Genomic DNA, 18,680 nt, shown 5'->3' with positions numbered 1-18,680 from the left:
AACGACTGCGCGACGCTTCATCCCTCCTGCGCTCGATACGCCCCTGGCGTCAGCCCTGTCCATTTTTTAAACGCCCGGTGAAACGCCGACGGCTCGGAAAACCCCAGCTGTTCGGCTATGTCCTGAATGGCTAAGTCATCGCGACCCAGATGGTAAATAGCCAAATCACGGCGCAGATGATCCTTGAGTTCTTGAAAGCTTGAGCCTTCTTCACGCAAATGCCTGCGCAATGTTTGCGGGCTCATGTGCAGGTGTTTGGCCACTGTGTCGAGGTCCGGCCAGTTGCTGCAGTCACGGCCGAGCTGGCGGCGAATTTGGCTGATCAAGCTGTCGCCGCCATCCGGGCGAGCGAGCAGGTCGGCGGGTGAGTGCTGGAGGAATTGTTTGAGGGTCCGCTCGTCTTGTAGCAGCGGCATGGCTAAGTAACGAGCATTGAACAGCAGGCTGGTGCGGCCCGCCGCGAAGCGTCTCGTGCAGGGGAACAGCAGTTCGTACTCGCCAGCATGGGCGGGTTGGGTGTAAGTAAACGTGGCTTCTTCCAGGCGGATGCGCTGACCGATCAGCCAACTGCCAAGGCGGTGCCAGATCACCAGCAGGCTTTCCACTAAGAAGTGATCGGGGTCGATTAGGGGCGAGTCATCCACGCTGAGCCGCGCCCAGTCGCCTTCACGCTGGATACTGATGGTCGGCGCTTGGGCAAATAGGCCGTAAAACAACGCACCTCGGCCCAGGGCTTTTTCCAGCGAATGACAGTGGATGATGGCGTAACACATCATGGCGAAGGTGCCGCGCTTGCTGGGCTGGCGGCCAAAGCCTAAGTATTCGTCGTCAAGGCTCTCCCAAAGCAACTGCACCAACCGGGCGAATTGCTCAGGTGCAACGCGTGCCCTTGGCTCGTCGAGCAGCGCCGGTTGGATGCCCAGTTGGCGCAACAGTGAGCTGCAATCGTGGCCTTGACGCTCGGCGCCGCGCAGGGCTGCACGGACAAAGTGGCTGGCGATAGTGCGTTCGCGCATGACGGCTCCTTGAAAGTACGCCGATGGTAGGCGGCGCATTGCTCATAGGACAAGTCAGTCGAGCGATTGGGTCAATCCAGGCTGAGCGCATGGGTCATTGAGGCCTTGCTAGCGCGCAGCCTAACCTGCAACACGACTTCAGCTCTGGGAGCAGCCCCGCATGCATCGCACTATTTTTGACACTGAACACAACATGTTCCGCGATTCCTTCGCCGCCTTCCTTAAAAAGGAAGTAGTGCCGCATCAGGATGAGTGGGAAGCCGCCGGCATGGTCAGCCGTGAAGTGTGGAAGAAAGCGGGCGACATGGGTTTTCTGCTGCCCTGGGCAGATGAAGAATACGGCGGTGCTGGGCTTAAGGATTTTCGCTATGAGCAGATCATGTGTGAAGAGTTAGCCAGGGTAAACGAGGCGGGCTTTTGGTTGCCGTTGCACTCGGCGCTTTGCGGCCCGTATATCGCCGAATACGGCAGCGCGGAACAAAAAGCGCGTTTTATGCCGGGCATCATCAGCGGTGAATTGATTCTTGCCGTGGCCATGACCGAACCGAGTGCCGGCTCCGATTTGGCGGGCATGCGCACCACTGCGGTGGAGCAGGGTGATCACTACGTACTCAACGGCTCTAAGGTATTTATCTCCAACGGCATTCTCTCCGATGTAGTGATTGTTGCTGCCAAGACTGACCCAAACAACAAACACGCCATGGGCTTATTTTTGGTTGAGCGCGGTATGGAAGGCTTCGAGCGCGGCAAGAAGCTGGAAAAACTCGGCATGAAGAGCCAAGACACCGCTGAGCTGTTCTTCAATAACGTCAAGGTGCCCAAAGCCAACCTGCTCGGCGATGCCAAAGGCGGATTCTTCTACTTAATGAACATGCTGGCTCAGGAGCGGCTGACCAATGCCTGCGGTGCAGTGGCGGCGGCCGAAGCCGCGCTGCAAACCACCATCGATTACGTGAAGGAGCGCAAGGCCTTTGATCGGCCGATATCGCACTTCCAGAACACCCGTTTCAAGCTGGCCGAAATGCGCACGCAAATCGACGTGGCTCAGGTGTTTGTCGACCGCTGCGTGATGGACCATAACGAGAAAAAACTCACCCCAGAGGTGGCCGCCGAAGCCAAACTGTTCACCACCGAGTTGCTGTGCAAGGTGGTCGATGAAGGTGTTCAGCTGCATGGCGGCTGGGGCTATATGTGGGAATACCCAATCTGCAAGATGTACGCAAACGCGCGTATTCAGCGCATTTTTGCCGGCACCTCGGAAATCATGAAAGAGATCATCAGCCGCGGTATGAAGCTCTAGGAGCAGGAGCCGTCAGCCAGTCGATTCGCGCGGTTAATCTGGATCGCCTGGCTGTACTCATTGCAGCCAGCGCATTGGCTAATTAGCGCTATGTAGACAATTAATTAATCGCAAAACCAGAACAATATGGATGACCAGAGGTCGGTGCGTGCGAGTACACAGCGGCTGGTTTAGCGCTACTGTTCAGGTCTGGAAAATAATAATAATGAGGTAAAAAATGATCGAACAACTGCCTCTGGAGCGCCTGGCGCTCTGGGTTGAGAAACGCCCGAATGCGGTGTGGCTCAGCCAGCCGGTGAATGGTCAATGGCACGATGTTACGTGGGCGCAAGTGGATGATCAGGCGCGGCGCATGGCTGCAGCGCTGCATGCGCTGGGTTGCTCGCCCGGTGATCGCGTTGCGTTGCTGTCAAAGAACTGCGCGGAGTGGGTGATTGCCGACTTGGCGATCATGCTCGCAGGTTTGATCAGCGTGCCGCTGTACCCCTTGCAGTCGGCAGAAAGCATTAACTACGTGCTGCATCATTCGCAGTGCAAAGTGATCTTCTTGGGTAAGTTAGATGAGCCTGCCAAGTTGGAGCCGGGTATTACGCCTGAGCTGATACGCATCGCCATGCCGTATCCAACAATCAAAGCCGAGCATGGTTGGCATGCGTTGCTGGCCGCGCATGCACCTCTGCTCGATGCCCATGTGCAGTCTGCCGATGCCCTGCTGAGTATTCTCTATACCTCTGGCACCACCGGCCAACCCAAGGGTGTGATGCTTTCGGCCAAGGCCTTTGCTTATGCGGGCAGCCAGTCGGTAAAGGAATTGCAGATTACCGAGCAGGACCAGTATTTCTCTTACTTACCGCTGTCGCATGCCGCTGAACGGTTTTTAGTGGAGATGAACGCGCTGTATAGCGGCGGACGGATTGCCTTTGTCGAGTCGCTGGAAACCTTTGCCAGCGATCTGCGCCATGTGCGGCCGACCGTATTCTTTTCCGTGCCGCGGCTGTGGACGCGCTTTCAGCAGGGCGTGTTGGAGAAACTGCCGCAAGCCAAGCTGGCGCGGTTGCTGAGGATTCCAATGATTGGCTCCTTGGTCGCGGGCAAAATTCGTAAAGGCTTGGGGCTGGACCGCGCGCGTATTTTGGTCAGTGGCGCGGCAGCAATTCCACCGGCATTGCTGGAGTGGTACCAGTCGATTGGCATGACAGTCTGCGAAGGCTATGGCATGACCGAGCACATGGCCTATGGCTGTTTTAATCGACCGGGGCAGGTGCGCTTTGGCACGGTGGGGCGGCCCATGCCGGGCAATGAGCTGCGCATAGCTGACAGTGGTGAAATCCTGCTGCACTGCCCGAGCCTGATGTTGGGCTATTACTTGGACCCTGAAAAAACTGCAGAAACTATCACTGATGGCTGGTTGCACACCGGTGACAAGGGCGAGGTTGATGCAGCGGGTTTCTTAAAGATCACCGGTCGGGTGAAAGACATCTTTAAAACCAGCAAGGGCAAGTACATTGCACCGGCGCCGATTGAAGGCGAGATTGCTAAAAACCTATTGGTCGAGCAGGTGTGCCTGATGGGCAGCAACCTTGCTCAACCATTGGCGCTGATCGAGTTATCACCCGCCGCCCGCCAGCAGGCTCGGGAACACGTAGCGGCTGAGTTGTTGCACACCTTGCAGCAACTGAATGCGCGGCTTGAGGCCCACGAGCGGCTCAGTCACTTTATTGTGGTGCGTGAGGCGTGGACCGTGGACAACGGTTGCATGACGCCGACGATGAAAATCCGTCGTAACGTGTTGGAAGGGCTTTTTCTCGATCAGCTGGCAGCACTGGATGCCAAGCAACCGCTGCATTGGCAGTGAAGCGTTGGCTTTTTTAGGCGTCAGCGAGCTGGCGGCTACAGAGATTGATTTGTTCAGGCCCGCTGCATGGGGCGGGGCGCGCAGGTTGAGCGCAGCGATACCCATCAGCATTAACGATTTCCCAAAGGAGCTGTTATGAAAGGCCCGCTGTCGACCTTGAAAGTATTGGATTTCTCCACCTTGTTGCCCGGCCCGTTTGCCTCGTTGATGCTGGCCGATATGGGCGCCGAAGTGCTGAGGGTCGAGTCGCCGACGCGCATGGATTTGGTGCGCGTATTGCCGCCCCATGACGGCGGTGTGTCTGCCAGCCATGCCTACCTCAATCGCAACAAACGCTGCATCGCCCTGGACCTAAAAAAGCCCGAGGCTGTGGAAATGGTTAAACAGTTGGTGGCTGAGTACGACATCGTGCTGGAGCAGTTTCGCCCAGGGGTGATGGACAAACTCGGGGTGGGCTATGCCGCGCTCAAGGAGATCAATCCTAAGCTTATCTACGTATCGATCACCGGCTACGGCCAAACCGGGCCCTATAAAGACCGCGCCGGGCACGATATTAATTATCTCGCGCTGGCCGGTATCGCCAGTTACACCGGGCGCCGTGAATCTGGGCCGTTGCCGTTAGGTATCCAAGCGGCGGACATCGCGGGCGGCTCGCTGCATGGGGTGATTGGCTTGCTGGCCGCGGTGATCCAACGTCAGGCCACGGGGTTGGGCCAGCACGTAGATATCAGCATGACTGATTGCGCTTTCAGCCTGCATGGCATGGCGGGTGCGGGCTATCTGGCGGCCGGGGTAGAGCCAGCGATGGAAAACCAAGCGCTCAATGGCGGCAGCTTTTACGATTACTACCGCACCCGCGACGGGCGCTGGTTTTCGGTGGGCAGCTTAGAGCCGCAATTTATGCAACAGTTTTGCGCCGCTATTGGTCGCCCAGAGTTGGCGTCGCGTGGCCTTTCTCAACGACCCGAAGACCAGCAAGCTCTGAAACGCGAAATTGAAATTGAGTTTGAAAAGCGTGACTTCGCTGAGTGGAATCAGCTTTTCGCTGAAATGGACGCGTGTGTAGAACCGATGCTCACCCTCAGCGAGGCGGTTGAGCATCCGCAGGTTAAAGCACGCGGCTTAATCACTCAGGTGCCTCGTGCGAATAACCAGCCGCAGGCGCAAATCGCCTGCCCAATAAAATTCTCCGGCGGTTTACCGGCCCCTCGGCATGTGGGCGCCGCACTGGGTGCGCACACCGCTGAGGTATTGGCCGAATTAGGCTACAGCGTTGAGCAAATTGCCGCGCTTAAAGCAGCAAAAGTGGTGGCCTAACTCCGCACTACAGACTGCGATCGCGTAAACACTTTGCTGTGTGCGTCATGAGGGTTAGTCGTCAAACGTTTGTTTTTCCGGCATAAGCCTGATGCACTTCGTCGCCGTGTAGCGTTATGTTTTGTGACGTACTGAAGCGCGACTCACTAGTTACTGCTTAATTTCTGGTTTGAGCAGCGCATGGCCACAAGACCGTGGCTGCAGGCTAATCATGCTGAGCCGTGACCATACAGCGCTTAGCCTCGATGATTATTCGAGCCGTTGTTCGCCGGTAAAACTTAAGGTTACTTTGCAGCGTCTGCAGAAATAGCGGCGGCCTTTGCTTACCAAGGCATGGCGCTGCGCCGAGAAGGGGAATTCACCCTGAGGGCAACTGCAACGGTAAATGTAGCGGTTGGCCATGCGCCGCTTGACCTCATAGGTATGACAACGGTTGGGCGCAAGCTCATAAACGCCGCGCATAATCAGTTGCCATTCCTCGCCGTGGGGCTGGATTTTTAAGCCAAATAGCTGATGGGCGATCAGGTGCGCCACTTCATGGGGCACGGTCTGTCTGAGGAAGTCTTCGCGGTTTTCCCGATACAACTGCGGGTTAAACCGCAGTTTGTTTTCCGTCAGGTGCGCCACCCCAGCTTTTTGCCCGCGCAGCTTGAAGCTCACGTCCGGGCGAGTAAAGGATCGTTTAAAGAAGGTTTCGGCTTTTTGATAGCAGTGTTCTACACAGCTCAGAAGATGCTCGGGCATGGCGCTGATGATCGAATAACGGGGCTGCAATTATGCCGAAGACGGGCATGGGTCGCAGCCCTAAAACGATGAAACCACCCGTAGGTGGTTTCATGCTGTTTCATTAAATACCGGATTAGCTGGTGTAAACCGGACCGACGCCGAAGCCCCAGAGAATCACCGAGCTGGCTATCATCGCCACCAGCACCACGAGGCCAACCGCCAGCACAGAGCTGGAAAACATAAAGCCCTCATCCTCAGGTATGCCCATAAACCTCGGTATCCCGACATATAGCAGGTACACCGTGTAACAGATGGCTGCGGTGCCCACCACCATGGCGAGCCAAAGGTGCGGGTAGAGTGCTGCAAGGCCGCCGATAAACAGCGGTGTGGCGGTATACGCGGCAAACACTATGCATTGTGTGAGGTTGGGGCTGGCATCGTAGGTGCGCGCCATCCAGTGAACAAAAGCGCCCATAACAGCCACCCCGGCGAGCATTGCCAAGTAGGTCATGATGGTCATTTGCAGCGCGCTTGATTCTGTCAGCATCACCGGTGCTCGGTCGCCAATAGCCCAACCCACTTGAGTGGTGCCGATGTAAGCCGATACAGCGGGAATTGCTGCAAGGATTAATACGTGAGTGAGATACATGTGGCTGATGCTTTCTTCTTCGCCACGAATTTCCTGCCATTCCCGGTCGGGATGGGTGAAAAGCCCCCAAACGTGGTTGATCATGTCAAACCTCCTTTATATGGCAGCCGCCCCCCAGCTCAGCGCCTGATACGCATGTGCAGCGTTATCAGGTACGAGGCCGAACCAATGCGACCGTATGTCGCAGTATAGGCAGCGATCCTGCGAGACAAGGATGAAGCATTAGAGCAAATCGGACTTTCAAGCGCGGCCGTAATAGCTTTCTAGTATTTCCATAGCCTTGTTAATCGACTGCAAACGCTCTGTGCTGCCGCCTCTGTCAGGGTGATGCAGGCTGACCAATTGTCGGTAGCGCTGTTTGATCCGTCCCGGCGTCAGGGGTTGCGGGCTGTCAGTCAGCTCAAAGAGCGCCAAGGCCGCCTGCTGTTGCTCGCCGCCCTCAAGGCATGACCAGAAGCTACGCAGCAACCTGGCGACCTCGTGCTCGTCGGTATCCCTAAGCTGGCTCATGTCGAGGTAATAGTCGCGCAGAGGGTCGTGCGCGTTCAATTGCAAGCTGTCCGACTGTGCATAACCGCCCTCAAAGGGCAGCAGCTGAATATCCAGCGCGGTGATGCGCAGATAACCGCTTTGGCTAGCCCAGAGCCGCTCACGCAGGCGATAGAGCGCGTTAAACAGCAGAAAATGCGTGCGAAACAGCACCAGTGCGTCGGTCAATGGCTGGTTCGGAATATGCGAGCAGTGGCGCTTTTTCAGCTGCTGGATCAGGTCGTACTCAGTCATACCGTTAGGTGCGCCGCGCAATAACTGATGCACGTGCTCGCAGAGGTCGAGGCTTGGGTCTAAATCGTCGTTCATCGGCCGGGCCTAGCATTTCACTTTGATGGGGGTAGGGCGCGTCACGCTTTCTGCGTAAAATGCCGCTTCTTAAACGACTTCCGGATTCCAGCGCGCCATGGGTAGCCTCTCGGTCAATCAGAACAAACTGCAAAAACGTCTGCGTCGCCAGGCAGGCGAAGCCGTTGCCGACTTCAACATGATCGAAGAGGGCGACAAAGTCATGGTCTGCCTGTCTGGCGGCAAGGACAGCTACACACTGCTGGATGTGCTGCTGCACCTGCAAAAAGTGGCGCCGATCAAGTTTGAGATCGTCGCGGTAAACATGGATCAGAAGCAACCGGGCTTCCCTGAGCATGTGTTGCCGGCGTACCTAGAATCCATCGGTGTGCCTTATCACATCGTCGAGAAAGACACCTATTCGGTGGTTAAAGAGAAAATTCCGGAAGGCAAAACCACCTGTTCGCTGTGTTCGCGTCTGCGGCGCGGCACGCTTTACACCTTTGCTGATGAAATTGGTGCCACCAAGATGGCCCTTGGTCACCATCGCGATGACATCTTAGAAACCTTTTTCCTCAATATGTTCTATGGCGGCACCCTCAAAGCCATGCCGCCTAAGTTGCGTGCTGACGACGGCCGCAATGTAGTGATTCGCCCGCTGGCCTACTGCAGTGAGGCTGATATCGAGGCTTACAGCCAACTTAAGGAATTCCCGATCATCCCGTGCAACCTCTGCGGCTCGCAGGAAAACCTGCAGCGCCAAGTGGTTAAAGACATGCTCAAGGAATGGGAGCGCAAGACGCCTGGCCGTATCGACATCATGTTTCGTGCCTTGCAGAACGTGGTGCCGTCACAGCTGGCTGACCGTAACCTGTTCGACTTTAAGAGCTTGAAAATCGATGACAATGCGGCCTCGCGTTTTGTTGACGTGATGAACCTTTGATTCAGCGAATTCCCCGCCTAAGGACTGCCGATGCGTGATTACAAATGGCTGCATGAGTACTGCCTGAATCGCTTCGGCTCAGTCGCGGCGTTGGAAGCGCGCCTGCCTTCACCGCGCAGTGCAGCTGAGCTGCGGGCGATCAGTAATGATCGCTATTTGTCGGTGATGAGTTTGCGGATATTCCGTGCAGGGCTCAGGCACAGTTTGGTGGACTCCAAGTGGCCTGCATTTGAGCAGGTATTCTTCGGTTTTGACTCAGAAAAAGTCGTGCTGATGGGCGCGGAACGGTTGGAAAACCTTATGCATGACGCACGTATTATCCGCCACTTGGGCAAACTAAAAAGCGTGCCGCGTAACGCCCAATTTATTCTGGATGTGGAGGCTGGGTATTTGCCGGGTATTCCTTCATCAAGCGCTGCCCGCCACCTTCTGCAGGAGGTGGCGGGCAAGCAAACGCGTCCCGCGCCTGGGTTTGCCTTCGGTGCATTGATTGCTGATTGGCCGGTGGACGATATCGTTGGGCTTTGGAAGTACCTAGCCAAAAACGGCAGCCAGCTTGGCGGTCTTTCGGCGCCAAGGTTTTTACGCATGGTAGGCAAAGACACCTTTGTCCCCAGCGATGACATGGTCGCCGCACTTAAGGCGCAGAAGATTATCGACAAAGTACCCACCAGCCTGAAGGAACGTGCGGCGGTGCAAGCGGCGTTCAACGAGTGGCACAAACAGAGCGGTCGTCCTTTGTGTCAGCTCTCAGTAATGCTGGCGCATACGGTTAACCACTGACCCGCTGAGCGCTGATTGCGCGCTGAGTGCTGCGCCCGCATCGAGCCACTTTTACGCACTCGCAAAAAGCAGGTTTACTGCGCAAATCAACCCGCGTCGCTTGAACTTGAGCGCTCGGCGGATGTGCATCTGCACAGGCTGGCGTTAGATGGTTTGCCGCAGCTGCTGAGTCACATCTAGGGCCATAGAATTTGCAAATGCATGTCATAGAGGGCATAGTCGCGATCTTAAAATTTTAACCGACACGGTCGTGCTCATGCTCAAACGCCTCGCACCCCTCGTGCCTATCGCACTTACTTTAGTCCTCAGCGCCTGCGCCAACCATACGCCGCAGCCCGAATTAACTCTCCAGCCACCGGTGTTCTCTTCTACCGACCTTGCTGAGTTTGACGAACAAGCTGAAGAAGCCGCCCTCGGCGATTTCACCGAAGAAAAAGCCTATAAATTACCTCAGTTAGCAGACGGCATTCTGTCCCATGGCTTGTCGCTGGTAGGGACACGTTATCGTTTTGGCGGCAGCTCGGTGAAGTCGGGCTTCGACTGCAGCGGCTTCATTGGCTTCCTGTTCAAAGAAGAACTGGGCATGAAATTGCCGCGTTCTTCCCGCGACATGATCAACATCAATGCGCCACTGGTGGCGCGCGATGAGCTTGAGCCGGGCGATTTGCTGTTTTTCAGTACCAATGGCCGCAATCGCGTCAGCCATGCTGGTATCTATATGGGGGATAACCAGTTTATTCACTCAAGCAGCAGTCGCAGTGGTGGTGTGCGGGTCGACAGTTTGAATGACCGCTATTGGAAGCGCACCTTCATCGAAGCTAAGCGCGCCCTCGCCATGGCACCTACTGATGCTGTTGTGCGTCATCCTTAACGTTTCTCGCGGCGATCAAGCGCACTGATCGCCGCAGACATTGCCCTTAGCAGCGCATCCCGATAATTTTCAACAACCTGCCACGCAAAGCTAACGCTTGCACTAGGTTGTGCAAGCCTGCAGAGTAAAGCGCATCCCGGCCCAGGACCGCTTTGTCTATGACCACTCTCTCTCGTATTAGCTTAATGATGCTCGTTGCTCTGCTTAGTGGCTGCGCCAGTCAAGCCCCTGCGCCAGTTTCACAGCCCACTGTTTATCAGCCCATCAGCAGCGGCAACGGTAATGCCGAGGATGTTCTGTTTCGAGCGCTGGGGCTGGTCGGTACGCCTTACCGCTACGGCGGCAATACCCCCGAAGGCGGGTTTGATTGCAGTGGGTTGATTGGGTTTGTCTACCGGGATGCTGCCGGGATCAAACTCCCCCGTTCGACCCGCGAGCTGATTAGCATGCGCTCCCCAGGCGTTGGCCGTGATGCCCTGCAAAGTGGTGATCTGGTGTTCTTTGCAACCAATGGCGGTAACCAAGTCAGCCACGCGGGTATTTATGTAGGTGATGGCCGCTTCGTCCACGCGCCATCCACCGGCGGCACTGTTCGCTTAGACAGCCTAAGCAACCGCTATTGGCAGCGTACCTATTTGAATGCCAAGCGAGTTTTCCCCCCGGAGTTGGCTAGTAATCCCTAACGGCGGTCCTTTAACGAGGCAGTTGGCATGACCAATCAGACGCTGAACCTCGATGGCGCTCTGCACCAATACCTGTTGGATGTTTCCCTGCGCGAAACGCCGCTGCTGAAACGTCTGCGCGATGAAACTGCGCAGCTAAACACTGCGCGCTGGCAAATTGCCCCTGAGCAGGGGCAGTTTATGGCTTTGCTGGTGCTGTTGGTGGGCGCGCGACGAATTATCGAAGTCGGCACCTTTACCGGTTACAGCGCCATCTGCATGGCCCAAGCCATGCCGCAAGAGGGTCGTTTGATCTGCTGCGATATTCCCGGTGATTACAACGCTACGGCTGAGCGTTATTGGCGAGAGGCGGGCCTCAGTGATCGAATCGAACAGCGTTTGGCGCCGGCACTGGCGACCCTAGCGGCACTTGAAGCTGAAGGCCTGGCGGGCACTATCGATTTGTTGTTTATTGATGCCGATAAGGCCAACTATCCAGCCTACTTAGAACACGCCTTGCGCTTGGTACGCCAAGGGGGACTGATTTTGTTCGATAACACGTTGTGGAGCGGGCGGGTGCTGGAGTCAAGTGGCCAGAGTGCCGACACCCTGGCAATTCAGGCGCTCAACATGGCTTTGCGCGATGATCAGCGCATCGATCTATCTCTTCTGCCACTGGGCGATGGCTTGAGCCTGTGCCGTAAGCGCTGAGGCTGCGTCGTCTGTATGCCCGAATCGATCCGCCTGCCGGCACAACCCGCTGTCTGCGAACTGTGCGCTCGCTCAGCTCCGCTGACTCGCCATCACTTGATCCCTAAAGCACTGCACAACAAGGTTTATGTGCAGAAGCGCTTCGGCAAAAGCGAGCGCATCAGCGCCACGCTTTGGGTGTGCCGCGCGTGCCACAACCAGATCCATCGGCTGTTCAGCGAAAAGCAACTGGCGTTGACCTACAACAACCGCGACAGCCTGCTCAGTGATGAGCGCTTGCGTACTTTTGTTGCGTGGCTGGCCGGCAAGCCGCCGGGTTTTATGCCTAAGCACTGAGTGCTGATCAGGTGCAACTGTGGTTAATGGTGAGCCTGTTTGGGTGAAACTGAGCCAGCAAAAGAATCCTAGCGCAAGCGGGGCTCAGGTCACGCGGTGCATTGGCGCCGCGAGCCTCTAGCCGATAGTCGGCTTGCTTAGCGGGTGACCAAGGCTCAACCTTGCTGGCATTAATGCCTCTGCAGCAATCGTAAGGGACGCAACATGAAGACAATCGGGCGCGGCAGTTTTTGGATTCTGCTGGGCGCATCGCTGATCTTGGCCTTGTCGCTGGGCATCCGTCATGGTTTTGGCCTGTTCTTGCCGCCGATGAGCGCTGAGTTCGGCTGGGGGCGTGAGGTATTTGCCTTTGCTATCGCGTTACAGAACCTAATCTGGGGCCTGACTCAGCCGTTCACCGGTGCACTGGCCGATCGTTTTGGTGCGCGCCGTGTGGTCATAGTCGGCGGCATTTTGTATACCATAGGCCTGGTCTGCATGGGCCTGGCCGACTCCGCCACAAGCCTGTCATTAAGTGCGGGTGTGCTGATTGGTCTGGGTTTATCCGGCACCTCGTTCTCGGTGATTCTGGGTGCAGTGGGGCGCGCAGTGCCGATGGAAAAACGCAGCATGGCCATGGGCATTGCCGCCGCCGTCGGCTCTTTTGGCCAGTTTGTGATGCTGCCGGGCACGCTGGGATTGATCAGTTGGTTGGGTTGGGCGCTGGCATTGATGGCTCTGGGTCTGCTGGTCGCTTTGATCATCCCGCTGGCGGCCATGCTCAAGGATGTCCCGTTACCGCGCACCGGTCAGGAGCAGACACTGGGCGAGGCATTGCGCGAAGCCTGTGCTCATTCAGGCTTTTGGCTGCTGAGCTTAGGTTTTTTCGTGTGTGGGTTTCAGGTGGTGTTTATCGGCGTGCACCTGCCGGCTTATCTGGTTGATCAGCATCTGCCTGCGCTGGTTGGCACCACAGTGTTGGCGCTGGTGGGGCTGTTTAATATCGCGGGCACCTACATGGCTGGCTTGCTGGGCGGGCGCATTTCCAAGCCACGTTTGCTCAGTGCGCTGTATCTGGCCCGCGCCGTGGTCATTGTGGCGTTTATTTTGACCCCACTAACAGTATGGAGTGCTTACGCCTTCGGCGTGGCCATGGGGCTCTTATGGCTTTCAACGGTGCCGCTGACCAATGGCACGGTGGCGACCCTGTTTGGGGTGCGTAATCTGTCGATGCTCGGCGGTATCGTCTTTCTCTTTCACCAACTCGGCGCTTTTCTTGGCGGCTGGATGGGCGGCTATGTGTATGACCGCACGGGCAGTTATGATCTGGTTTGGCAAATTGCTGTGCTGCTCAGTTTACTGGCCGCTGCATTGAATTGGCCGGTGCGTGAGCAGCCGGTGGCGCGCTTGCGGCAACAAGAGGCGAGCATATGAATACTGAGTATGGCCTGACTACTGCACTGGTATTGGCCACCATGGTGATTTTGGGTCTGGCTTGGTGGGGCTGGTCGCAAAGTGGTCTGGCATTTCTACAGCTGGGCTTAGGCGTGTGCTGAAGCGTCTAAGGCGGGTATTGTCTTCTTAATCAAGGTGATCTTCATGCGGCGTTTCCCTCTACTTGTAATGGTCATGTTCAGCGCTTGGGTCAGTTCTGCGCAGGCTGCTGAATGCCCCGCGCTGCTGCAGGGCGAATTGCAAAAGCTGCGCAGCCAGGAACGTATCGACCTATGTGAAACCTTTGCCGGCAAACCGCTGGTGGTGGTTAACACCGCTAGTTTTTGCGGCTTTACTCCACAGTTCAAAGGCCTCGAAGCCCTCTATCAGCGCTACAAAGATCAGGGTCTACAGGTGCTCGGCGTACCCAGTGATGATTTTCGCCAAGAAGCTGACAGCAGCGAAGAAACGGCCAAAATCTGCTACGTCAATTACGGCGTAACCTTCCCCATGACTGAAACACAGCGCGTAACGGGCGCTGATGCGGTGCCACTGTTCAAGGCGCTCACGGCGCAAAGCGAGGCGCCTGGCTGGAATTTCACCAAATACGTTGTGGATGCTCAAGGCAATGTTGTGGCCAGCTTCTCCAGTGGCACCAGCCCGGATGACCCAGCCCTGCTGGCGGCCGTCAAACAGGCGATTGCCTCGCAGCGCTGATTGCGAAACTACCCAAAGACGGCGCCCAATAGGTAAACCACCGGGCAGGCTTGCCCGGTCAAGCAAGATGACGGGGTATGCTCTCCTTGCGTTTTATCAAACAACCGCATTCTGGCTGCCGAGGTTGCGCAGCAGTGACCTTTGTCAGCGCCCGCCCTGTGTTACACTCGCGCCCGTTTTTGACCGCTCAGGTCAAGCCTGGCGCGGACTTAGCGTCTTTACACCTCTTCCAATAGGTCAGCAGAGCCTAAGGATCATCATGACGTTTAAGGCACCGGATAGCCTCGCTGAGCAGATTGCTCATCACCTTGCAGAACGCATCATCCGTGGTGAGTTAAAAGCGCGTGAACGTATTCAAGAACAAAAAGTCACCCAGGCACTCAATGTCAGCCGGGGTTCGGTGCGCGAAGCCCTGCTGATCCTAGAACGTCGTCACTTGATCGTAATTCCCCCACGTCGCGGGGCCCAAGTGGCTGAGCTGACGCCGCACAATGTCAAAAGTCTGTATGCGCTGGTGATAGAGCTATACATCCTGCTCGGTAAAGCCGTGGCTGATAGCTGGCAGGTGGAGGCTGATTTGCAGCCGTTTCTAGTGATTCAGCAGGGCTTGCAGGACAGCCTGCAGCGTCAGGACATCAACAGCTTTGTAGAAGGCAGTTTCGATGTGATGCGCGCAGCGTTGCCGTTTTGCAACAATCCCTACCTGCAAGAAACCTTAGAAAACCTGCTGCCGGCGATTAGCCGCACCTATCACCTTGCGTTAGAGCGGCGCAGAAGCGAAATGGGCCAGTTCATCAATACCTTTGCAGCCTTGTTGCAGGCCATTATCAGTCGCGACCATCAGGCCATCCGCCAGGTATTGCTCGGCTACGGTGAGCGCAACTGCCAGCTGGTGCTGGCTGCATTGGCTGAGGCCTAAGGGAACCGCTGCATGCGCCTTAAGTGCATCAAGCTCGCCGGGTTTAAGTCTTTTGTTGACCCGACCACCGTGAGCTTCCCCAGCAACATGGCCGCAGTGGTTGGGCCAAACGGCTGCGGCAAGTCGAATATTATCGATGCCGTGCGCTGGGTGATGGGCGAGAGTTCGGCGAAGAACCTGCGCGGCGAGTCGATGACTGACGTCATCTTCAACGGCTCCAACACCCGCAAACCGGTGAGCCAGGCGTCTATTGAGCTGATTTTCGACAACTCTGACGGCACCCTGACCGGCGAATATGCAGGCTATAACGAAATCTCCATCCGCCGCCGGGTAACCCGCGACAGTCAGAACACCTATTTTTTAAACGGCACTAAGTGCCGTCGGCGCGATATTACCGACATCTTCCTCGGCACTGGCCTGGGGCCGCGCAGTTACTCGATCATCGAGCAAGGCATGATCAGTAAATTGATCGAGGCCAAGCCCGAAGACCTGCGTAACTTTATTGAAGAAGCCGCCGGCATCTCAAAATATAAGGAACGACGCCGCGAGACCGAAACGCGCATTCGTCGCACCCATGAGAACCTGGCGCGCCTTACCGACCTGCGTGAAGAGCTGGAGCGTCAACTTGAGCGCCTGCATCGTCAGGCTCAATCAGCAGAAAAATATCAGCAATACAAAGCCGAGGAACGCCAACTCAAGGCACAACTGACAGCTTTACGCTGGCAGGCGTTGAATGAGCAGGTGGGTCAGCGTGAAGCGCTGATCAGTAACCAAGAAATTGCTTTTGAAGCCTTGGTGGCTGAGCAACGCAACGCCGATGCCAGCATCGAGCGCTTGCGTGATGGCCATCATGAGCTCAGTGAACGCTTTAACGTGGTCCAGGGTCGGTTCTATTCGGTGGGCGGTGATATCGCCCGAATTGAGCAAAGCATTCAGCATGGCCAGCAGCGCCTGCGCCAGTTGCACGATGACCTTAACGACGCCGAACGTGCGCGCCTGGAAACCGAATCCCACCTCGGTCATGACCGTAGCTTACTGGCGACTCTGGCCGAGGAGCTGGAGATGCTCCTGCCAGAGCAAGAGCTGACCGCCGCGGCGGCTGAAGAGTCCGCCGTTGTGCTGGAGGCATCTGAAAGCGCCATGCAGGCCTGGCAGGTGCAGTGGGATGGCTTTAATCAGCGCAGCGCTGAACCACGCCGCCAAGCCGACGTGCAGCAATCGCGGATTGCCCAGCTGGAGCAAAGCCTTGAGCGCCTTGCCGAGCGTCAGCGTCGCCTCACTGATGAACTGCAGCAACTGGCCGCGGACCCACAAGATGCCGCGATTATCGAATTGAGCGAGCAGATTGCCGCAAGCGACATCGGTCTCGAGGCGTTACAGCGTGAGGAAGAGCAGCAGACTGAACGTCTGCAGCAGTTGCGCACTGACTTGCAGCAAGCCGGTCAGTCCCAGCAACAGGCGCAAGGCGAGCTGCAGCGCTTAAATGGTCGCCTGGCCTCGCTGGAGGCCTTGCAGCAAGCTGCCCTTGATCCAGGCAAAGGTGCCGGCGATTGGCTGCATGAACAGCACCTGAGTGAACGTGCGCGCATGGCCGATGGCCTGCAAGTGGAAGCTGGCTGGGAATTGGCGGTGGAAACCGTCTTAGGCGCCGACCTGCAAGCTGTCTTATTGGATGATTTTCAGGGGCTGGATTTCTCAGGCTTAAGCCAAGGCGATTTGCGCCTTGCCAGCCCACGCAAAAGCGGTGTGCGGGTTGCTGGCAGCCTGCTGGACAAGGTCCAAACCAGTGTCGACTTAGCGCCTTGGCTGAGCAAGGTCAAACCGGTACAGAGTTTGGAGCAAGCCTTGGCTGCTCGGCTAACGCTGGCCGATGACGAAAGCCTTATCAGCCAAGATGGTTATTGGGTTGGCCGATATTTTTTGCGCGTGCGCCGCGCCAGTGACGAGCAAAGTGGTGTGCTGGCCCGAGGTCAGGAAATTCAAGGGCTGAGCCTTGAGCGTGAAGAACGTGAAGCAACCTTAGACTTACTCGACCAACGTTTAGAGCAATTACGCGACAGTCAGCAGGTTCAGGAAGAGCAGCGTGAGCAGCAGCGTCGCCAAGCGCAGGATCAAGCGCGGCATCTTGGTGAGCTAAAAGCTCAGCTCTCGGCCGGGCAAGCCAAGGTTGAGCAGCTGACCCTCAGACGCAGCCGTTTGGACAGTGAGCAGGTAGCTCTGGCCGAACAACGCGAGAGCGAACATGAACAACTGGGTGAGTCGCGGCTGTACTTGCAAGAGGCCTTGGATGCCATGGCCAGCGACAACGAGCAGCGTGAAAGCCTGCTGGCCAGCCGCGACAGCTTGCGTGAACGGCTTGATCGGATTCGTCAGGACGCTCGCCAACACAAGGACCATGCGCACCAACTGGCCGTGCGTTTAGGGTCGCTGAAAGCTCAGCATGACTCGACTCAGCAAGCGTTGCACCGCCTTGAGCTGCAAGCCGAGCGTTTGCATGAAAAACGTGAACAACTCAACCTCAACCTAGGTGAGGGCGAAGCGCCGCTGGAAGAGCTGCGCATGAAGCTTGAGGAGCAGCTCGACAAACGCATGGCGGTAGAAGATGAGCTCAAACTGGCGCGTCTGGCCTTGGAAGATGCAGACCGTGAACTGCGCGACGTGGAAAAGCGGCGCACCCTGGCCGAACAGCAAGCGCAGCTCGTGCGCGGCCAGCTTGAGCAACAGCGCATGGACTGGCAGGCTTTAAGCGTGCGGCGTAAAGCGCTGCAGGACCAATTGCTGGAAGACAATTACGACCTGCATGGTGTGCTGGTAAGCCTGCCAGCTGAGGCCGGCGAAACGGTTTGGGAAGAAGAGCTGGAGCGTTTGTCGGCGCGCATTCAGCGCCTTGGCCCGATTAACCTAGCGGCAATCGATGAATACCAGCAACAGTCAGAGCGGAAGCAGTATCTGGATGCGCAAAATGCTGACCTGGTGGAAGCGCTGGACACCCTGGAAAACGTCATCCGCAAGATCGACAAAGAAACGCGCAACCGCTTTAAAGAAACCTTTGATCAAATCAACAGTGGCTTACAGGCGCTATTCCCGAAAGTCTTTGGCGGCGGCAACGCCTACTTGGAGCTGACTGGCGAAGACCTGCTGGATACGGGCGTCACCATCATGGCCCGGCCGCCAGGTAAGAAAAACAGCACCATTCACCTGCTCTCTGGTGGTGAAAAAGCGCTGACCGCGCTGGCGTTGGTGTTTGCCATCTTTAAACTCAATCCTGCGCCTTTCTGCATGCTCGATGAAGTGGATGCGCCGTTGGATGATGCCAACGTTGGGCGTTATGCCCGGCTTGTTAAAGAGATGTCAGCAACTGTGCAGTTCATCTATATCACCCACAACAAAATTGCTATGGAGATGGCCGATCAATTGATGGGCGTCACTATGCATGAGCCCGGTTGTTCGCGTTTGGTGGCTGTGGATGTCGAGCAAGCGCTGGCGCTGGTGGAGTCCTGAGGCGCGAGGCGGTGTAAAGTTATCTTTCGTCGTGCTAGCTTAATGCGCATTGTTATTTGTCAGATGCACTAAAGGCCTGTCAGAACAGAGGCTTGGCATCGTAAAAAATTAGAAAATGGCCTTG

The 18,680-nt window shown here is 56.5% G+C and carries 18 protein-coding genes; 14 read left to right on the top strand and 4 right to left on the bottom strand.

Features of this window, described 5'->3' with window-relative positions; translation table 11 throughout:
- Positions 1-17: 17 nt before the first annotated feature.
- The gene (locus WF513_RS09325) at positions 18-1,016 is read right to left on the bottom strand and encodes an AraC family transcriptional regulator (RefSeq protein WP_339079108.1); all 999 of its coding nucleotides are present in this window, start codon (positions 1,014-1,016) and stop codon (positions 18-20) included.
- 160 nt (positions 1,017-1,176) lie between these two features.
- Between WF513_RS09325 and WF513_RS09320 the strand changes: the two genes are divergently transcribed.
- The 3 genes from WF513_RS09320 to WF513_RS09310 all read left to right on the top strand — a co-directional run bounded on the left by WF513_RS09320 (position 1,177) and on the right by WF513_RS09310 (position 5,488).
- Positions 1,177-2,316 carry an acyl-CoA dehydrogenase family protein gene (locus WF513_RS09320; protein ID WP_339079107.1) on the top strand — a complete coding sequence of 380 codons (1,140 nt, stop codon included), beginning with the start codon at positions 1,177-1,179 and terminating at the stop codon, positions 2,314-2,316.
- A 217-nt stretch (positions 2,317-2,533) separates the two neighbouring features.
- Positions 2,534-4,171, top strand: a complete 1,638-nt coding sequence (locus WF513_RS09315) for an AMP-binding protein (protein WP_339079106.1) — start codon at positions 2,534-2,536, stop codon at positions 4,169-4,171.
- 135 nt (positions 4,172-4,306) lie between these two features.
- Complete coding sequence (locus tag WF513_RS09310; protein WP_339079105.1) at positions 4,307-5,488, top strand: CaiB/BaiF CoA-transferase family protein; 1,182 nt, start codon at positions 4,307-4,309, stop codon at positions 5,486-5,488.
- A 249-nt stretch (positions 5,489-5,737) separates the two neighbouring features.
- On the opposite strand, the gene WF513_RS09305 is transcribed toward WF513_RS09310, so the two are convergent.
- The 3 genes from WF513_RS09305 to WF513_RS09295 all read right to left on the bottom strand — a co-directional run bounded on the left by WF513_RS09305 (position 5,738) and on the right by WF513_RS09295 (position 7,721).
- The gene (locus WF513_RS09305) at positions 5,738-6,232 is read right to left on the bottom strand and encodes a SprT family zinc-dependent metalloprotease (RefSeq protein WP_339079104.1); all 495 of its coding nucleotides are present in this window, start codon (positions 6,230-6,232) and stop codon (positions 5,738-5,740) included.
- Positions 6,233-6,347: 115 nt separating this feature from the next.
- Positions 6,348-6,947: a Yip1 family protein gene (locus WF513_RS09300; RefSeq protein ID WP_339079103.1), complete on the bottom strand. Its 600-nt coding sequence runs from the start codon at positions 6,945-6,947 to the stop codon at positions 6,348-6,350.
- Positions 6,948-7,103: 156 nt separating this feature from the next.
- On the bottom strand, positions 7,104-7,721 hold the full coding sequence (locus tag WF513_RS09295; RefSeq protein WP_339079102.1) for a DNA-J related domain-containing protein: 618 nt from the start codon (positions 7,719-7,721) through the stop codon (positions 7,104-7,106).
- Positions 7,722-7,818: 97 nt separating this feature from the next.
- Here WF513_RS09295 and ttcA point away from each other — a divergent pair, with 97 nt between their 5' ends.
- The 11 genes from ttcA (at position 7,819) to smc (ending at position 18,556) form a co-directional block, all read left to right on the top strand.
- Positions 7,819-8,643 (top strand): tRNA 2-thiocytidine(32) synthetase TtcA, encoded by an 825-nt coding sequence (gene ttcA / locus WF513_RS09290; RefSeq protein ID WP_339079101.1) that lies wholly within the window; start codon positions 7,819-7,821, stop codon positions 8,641-8,643.
- A gap of 30 nt (positions 8,644-8,673) precedes the next feature.
- Positions 8,674-9,426: a DNA-3-methyladenine glycosylase I gene (locus WF513_RS09285; protein WP_339079100.1), complete on the top strand. Its 753-nt coding sequence runs from the start codon at positions 8,674-8,676 to the stop codon at positions 9,424-9,426.
- A gap of 256 nt (positions 9,427-9,682) precedes the next feature.
- A complete protein-coding gene (locus tag WF513_RS09280; RefSeq protein WP_339079099.1) occupies positions 9,683-10,297 on the top strand; it encodes an NlpC/P60 family protein in 615 nt (204 codons plus the stop codon).
- Positions 10,298-10,455: 158 nt separating this feature from the next.
- Positions 10,456-10,980 (top strand): C40 family peptidase, encoded by a 525-nt coding sequence (locus WF513_RS09275; RefSeq protein ID WP_339079098.1) that lies wholly within the window; start codon positions 10,456-10,458, stop codon positions 10,978-10,980.
- Positions 10,981-11,007: 27 nt separating this feature from the next.
- Entirely contained in the window at positions 11,008-11,670 is a 663-nt protein-coding gene (locus WF513_RS09270) for an O-methyltransferase (RefSeq protein WP_339079097.1), read from the top strand.
- 15 nt (positions 11,671-11,685) lie between these two features.
- A complete protein-coding gene (locus WF513_RS09265; RefSeq protein ID WP_339079096.1) occupies positions 11,686-12,006 on the top strand; it encodes a hypothetical protein in 321 nt (106 codons plus the stop codon).
- Positions 12,007-12,219: 213 nt separating this feature from the next.
- Complete coding sequence (locus tag WF513_RS09260; protein ID WP_339083496.1) at positions 12,220-13,419, top strand: MFS transporter; 1,200 nt, start codon at positions 12,220-12,222, stop codon at positions 13,417-13,419.
- Positions 13,416-13,541 carry a hypothetical protein gene (locus WF513_RS09255; RefSeq protein ID WP_339079095.1) on the top strand — a complete coding sequence of 42 codons (126 nt, stop codon included), beginning with the start codon at positions 13,416-13,418 and terminating at the stop codon, positions 13,539-13,541. Before WF513_RS09260 ends, WF513_RS09255 begins: the two co-directional genes overlap by 4 nt.
- A 43-nt stretch (positions 13,542-13,584) precedes the next feature.
- Entirely contained in the window at positions 13,585-14,136 is a 552-nt protein-coding gene (locus tag WF513_RS09250; RefSeq protein WP_339079094.1) for a glutathione peroxidase, read from the top strand.
- A gap of 259 nt (positions 14,137-14,395) precedes the next feature.
- The gene (locus WF513_RS09245; RefSeq protein WP_339079093.1) at positions 14,396-15,055 is read left to right on the top strand and encodes a GntR family transcriptional regulator; all 660 of its coding nucleotides are present in this window, start codon (positions 14,396-14,398) and stop codon (positions 15,053-15,055) included.
- A 12-nt stretch (positions 15,056-15,067) separates the two neighbouring features.
- Positions 15,068-18,556: a chromosome segregation protein SMC gene (gene smc, locus WF513_RS09240; RefSeq protein ID WP_339079092.1), complete on the top strand. Its 3,489-nt coding sequence runs from the start codon at positions 15,068-15,070 to the stop codon at positions 18,554-18,556.
- The last annotated feature ends 124 nt before the right edge of the window (positions 18,557-18,680 follow it).

This window comes from Pseudomonas sp. TMP9, from assembly GCF_037943105.1.
GTDB lineage: Bacteria > Pseudomonadota > Gammaproteobacteria > Pseudomonadales > Pseudomonadaceae > Aquipseudomonas.
The sequence above is the reverse complement of the archived record's forward strand: the minus strand, read 5'-3'. Positions and strand labels throughout refer to the sequence as shown.